The organism is Rhodococcus sp. NPDC059234, from assembly GCF_042754225.1.
GTDB lineage: Bacteria > Actinomycetota > Actinomycetes > Mycobacteriales > Mycobacteriaceae > Rhodococcus_G.
Genome location: NZ_JBHZAH010000200.1, coordinates 1 through 4,124 on the forward strand (window position 1 = coordinate 1; position 4,124 = coordinate 4,124).

At 67.7% G+C, this 4,124-nt stretch carries 2 protein-coding genes and 1 riboswitch; both genes read right to left on the reverse strand.

The window, feature by feature from the left end:
• Positions 1-124: 124 nt before the first annotated feature.
• Positions 125-853 (reverse strand): MgtC/SapB family protein, encoded by a 729-nt coding sequence (locus ACFXGJ_RS24080; protein WP_378625778.1) that lies wholly within the window; start codon positions 851-853, stop codon positions 125-127.
• Positions 854-862: 9 nt separating this feature from the next.
• Positions 863-3,559 (reverse strand): magnesium-translocating P-type ATPase, encoded by a 2,697-nt coding sequence (gene mgtA / locus ACFXGJ_RS24085; RefSeq protein WP_378625779.1) that lies wholly within the window; start codon positions 3,557-3,559, stop codon positions 863-865.
• A gap of 308 nt (positions 3,560-3,867) precedes the next feature.
• A riboswitch (M-box (ykoK) riboswitch) is annotated at positions 3,868-4,038 on the reverse strand.
• Positions 4,039-4,124: the final 86 nt, after the last annotated feature.

Genomic DNA, 4,124 nt, shown 5'->3' on the forward strand with positions numbered 1-4,124 from the left:
GACGTGGGCCTCCCGGCCGGGCCCCGGCCCCCCCCCCCCCGCCGGCGCCCCCCACCCACCCGGGGGCGGCGCGCGCTCGTCTTTTCGGAGGGTTCGGCCCCGGAGCCTCCGTCGGGCGGGGAACTCAGTCCGCCCCGAACAGCGGCTCACGGTCGCCCTGCTCGACCGACCACCGCACGTGGGTGACCAGCGGCTCGAGGCTGAGCCGACTGACCGCGGCCTCGAGCAGCCGATCGTCACGCTCCGGGGCGGTCAGCTCGGCGACCACGTCGACCTGACCGGTGGTCGGGTCGTCGCGGGACTGCAGCGAGCGCAGGCGGAACTCCGGACGGGTGATCGCCTGCACCGTCAGCCCCCGCACGTGCGCCTCCGCATCCTCGCGACACGTCACCTCGAATCGGTAGTCGGCCGGCGGCAACTCGCGGCCTGCCTTGGCGGGCTGATGGTCCATCAGCCGGCCGACGGGCCGCAGCAGCGTGTTCGCGATCATGATCGCCGCCGTGCCGATCACGGCCACGACGTACATCCCGCCGCCGACGAGGGCGCCGACCGCCGCGGTCGCCCACAGGGTCGCCGCCGTGTTCAGTCCGGTGATCGAGGCGCCCTGCTTCATGATCACTCCGGCACCGAGAAAGCCGATGCCCGACACGATCTGCGCCGCAACCCGGGTCGGATCCGCACCCGGTCCGTCGAAGCTGTACGCGCCGACGATCACGAACAGAGTCGCCCCGAGACTGACCAACGCGTTGGTCCGCAGCCCGGCCATGCGGGCTCGCCACTGGCGCTCGATGCCCACGGCGGCACCGAGCCCGAGGCCCAGTCCGACCCGGAGCAGGACGATCGTGGTGTCCATCGTTGCTCCTTACAGCCAGCCGCCGAAGCGGCGGATGAACGCGACCTTGGCGATCTGGGTGACCACGCAGTACGCGACGAGTGTCCCCACCAGCCAGGGGAAATAGGTCCAGGGCAGCGACACCAGCCCGAGCGCGTGCCCGAACCCGGTGAACGGGAACACCAACGCGAACGCGCAGGCGAGCCCGGTGGTGACCAGCACCGGCCACGACGCACGTGACTGGAGGAAGGGGATCCGCTGTGTCCGGATCATGTGCACGATGAGCGTCTGGGAGATGAGCGACTCGATGAACCAGCCGGACTGGAACAACGCCGCGTGCTCGGGCGAGTTGGCGGCGAACACGAACCACATGACCGCGAACGTGCTGATGTCGAAGATCGAGCTGATCGGGCCGATGAACACCATGAACCGGGACAGGCTCCGCGTCTCCCACTTGCGCGGCTTCGCCAGGAACTCACGATCGACGCGGTCCCACGGGATCGCCAGCATGGACAGGTCGTAGATCAGGTTCTGGACCAGCAGCACCACCGGGATCATCGGCAGGAACGGCAGCATCGCGCTGGCGACGAGCACGGAGAATACGTTGCCGAAGTTCGAGCTGGCCGTCATCTTGATGTACTTGAGGATGTTGCCGAACGTGCGACGGCCCTCGAGCACACCGCGTTCGAGTACCCCGAGGTCCTTCTCCAACAGGATGATGTCCGCCGACTCCCGGGCGATGTCGGCGGCGGTGTCGACGGAGATTCCGACGTCCGCCGCCCGCAGGGCGGGCGCGTCGTTCACGCCGTCGCCGAGGAATCCGACCGTGTGCCCCAGCCGCTGAAGCGATTCCACGATGCGGGCCTTCTGCAGGGGATCGACCTTCGCGAAGACGGTGGTCTCGCGCACGAGGCCGTCCAACCCGGCGTCGTCGAGTCCGTCGAGTTGAGCGCCGGTGACCACCGCACCCACGTCGATCCCGACCTTCCCGCACACGGTCTCGGCGACCAGTTCGTTGTCGCCCGTGATCACCTTGACCGCGGTGCCGTGCGTGCGCAGCGCATCGATGGCCGCTGCGGCCGAGGCCTTCGGCGGATCCAGGAAGGTGAGGAAGCCGACCAGGGTCAGCCCGGACTCGTCCGACCTCGTGTACTCGCGCCGGGCGTCACCGGGAAGGACGCGCTTGGTCGCGACCGCCAGCACCCGCTTGCCCTCACCGTTCAGCCCCGCCACCAACCGGTCCAGCGACGACAGCAGGCCCGGGGTCAGCTCCTGCTCGGTGTCCTCGAGCAGAACCGAATCACACACCGCCAGAACCTCTTCCACGGCACCCTTGGTGACCATCAGGTCCATGTCGCCGTCCTCCACGACGACCGACATCCGACGGCGCGCGAAGTCGAACGGGATCTCGTCGATCATCCGGTGGTTGCGCGCGATCCAGTCCGTGAGCGGCCGGCCCGCGGCCTCCAGCACGGCCTTGTCCAGCAGGTTGCGCAGTCCGGTCTGGAAGTGCGAGTTCAGCGTCGCCAACCGGAGCGTCGCGGGGCTTCGCCGCCCCGCGGGGTCCAGGTGTTCCTCCAGCAGGATGCGGTCCTCGGTGAGCGTGCCGGTCTTGTCGGTGCACAACACGTCCATCGCGCCGAAGTTCTGAATAGCGTTGAGGTGCTTGACGATCACCTTGTGCTTCGACATGTGTACCGCGCCCTTGGCGAGGTTGGCGGTCACGATCAGAGGCAGCATCTCCGGCGTCAGTCCGACCGCGGTCGCGACGCCGAACAACAACGCCTGGCTCCAGTCCTTGGTGAGCCCGTTGATGATGAAGACGGCGGGCACCATGACGACCATGAACCTGATCAGCAGGTAGCTGACCTTCCGGACACCGACGTCGAAGTTCGTCTCCGGTCGTGCGCCGCTCAGGCCGGCGGTCATCGCGCCGAAGAAGGTGCGCCGGCCCGTGTTCACCACGACGGCGGTGGCCGATCCCGACACCACCGAGGTACCCATGAACGCCAGGTTGTCGGCGTCGAGGATGCGCCGGCCGTCCACCGCGTGGACCGGCTCCGCGGTCTTCTCGGCGGGCGCCGACTCGCCGCTGAGCATCGACTGGTTGACCTGAAGATCCTTGGCGCGCACCACCCGAACGTCGGCCGGGATCATGTCGCCCGCGGCCAGCGAGATCACGTCGCCGGGCAGCAGCTGATCGATCGGGATCTCGCTGGTCACCACGGTGTCGTCGATCCGCCTGGTGGTCGTCGCGGTGGTGGTCACCATCGCCTTGAGCGCCTCGGCGGCGCGGCCCGAGCGGTACTCCTGCCAGAACCTCAGCGAGACGCTGAGCAGGACCATCAACCCCACCGTGCCGACACCCATGTAGGACGGCCCCTCAGCCGGATCGGCCCACAGCACGTCGGTCCCGTACATGACCAGGCACAGGAACATCAGGATCATCACGAAGGGGTTCTTGAACGCGGCGAGGAACTGCACGATCGCGGGTGCCGGTCGATCGTGGCGTACCTCGTTGGGACCGAACTGCCTGCGCAGCCGGTCGAGCTGATCCGACCTCAGACCGTGGTAGCCGGTGCGGAACTCGGCGTAGACGCCCGGGGCCCGCTGGCGGGCGATCGCCGCCAGCGCATCGGTGTCGGCCGGCGACAATGCGACGGTACGGGCACGCTCCGGCGTCTTCTTCGCCCGCGACGGCATCGCGAACAGGGTGGAAATTGGCATGACAGGTCCTTCTCCGCGCGCACGCGCCTCATGCGGCGCGCAGCGCAAACTTGCTCCGCGACAATCACAGTCGCGCGAGTGGACACGGTGTTGGCCGTGCAGGGAAGGACCGACAGGGGTGCGGGCTCAGATTCCGCGGCAACCACCGTCGGCCGAAATGCGGTGTGTCGATTGTCGACTGGGGGGCTCGTCCACGGTGGTCACCTCCTCGAGCGCCGGGCACCGCGTGCCGGACACGGCGGTGCTACTGATGGGTCTGCGAGCACTCGAGGTCGTACATCGTTATCACGCATGTTGTTTCGTGAATATCGACACCTCCACGTAAAAGCTTCGACACTGCACGACGTGTCCCGATCGCCGGGAAGCCACTTTGGATCACCCCTTAATCCGGGGAGATCTGTCCTAACCTTGGGCGTCTCTCGACGTCGTGAGATCAGTGGCCTGTGTTCGTGCAGGAGCCTCGCCTAACGAGGTGCTGCGCCTGCCAATCAACCATCGGCGGCGAGTGGTGTCAAATCGGGCACCGGCACCGACGAGCGAACGGCGCGTGCGCTCGAAGTCGATC

Excerpts from the sequence above, each read along its gene's own strand:
- mgtA (WP_378625779.1), bottom strand. The coding sequence starts at position 3,559 with ATGCCAATTTCCACCCTGTTCGCGATGCCGTCGCGGGCGAAGAAGACG.
- ACFXGJ_RS24080 (WP_378625778.1), bottom strand. The coding sequence starts at position 853 with ATGGACACCACGATCGTCCTGCTCCGGGTCGGACTGGGCCTCGGGCTC.